The organism is Vallitalea longa, from assembly GCF_027923465.1.
GTDB classification, from domain to species: domain Bacteria; phylum Bacillota; class Clostridia; order Lachnospirales; family Vallitaleaceae; genus Vallitalea; species Vallitalea longa.
Genome location: NZ_BRLB01000076.1, coordinates 1 through 312, shown reverse-complemented (window position 1 = coordinate 312; position 312 = coordinate 1). Strand labels below are relative to the sequence as shown.

Below are 312 nucleotides of genomic sequence, written 5' to 3'. Positions count from 1 at the left end.
GTTCTTCTTTATCTATTGTTACAGTTTTTTCTTGCTGCATTCCATCGCTAGAAGCCATTACTACAACTGTTCCTGCATCCGCTTGGTTAGTTACTTGTAATGTTCCAGTCTCTGGATTTATACTTATTCCATTTGCTGGTGTTTTTAACGACCAACTTACATCTTTATTCAGTACATTTCCGTATTGATCTTTTATTACTGCATTATAATCTGTTGTTTCTGGACTATTCTTTTGGGTTGGCACATTTATACCGCTAGCTCCATCTATAATGATATTTGTTACTTCTGGTTCTGCTTTTTCTATCGTTACTG

1 protein-coding gene is annotated in these 312 nt (G+C 35.3%); it reads right to left on the bottom strand.

Annotated features, from left to right (window positions below):
• Positions 1–312, bottom strand: a 312-nt coding sequence (locus tag QMG30_RS24885; RefSeq protein ID WP_281819927.1) for a hypothetical protein, incomplete at both ends; no start/stop codon positions are given.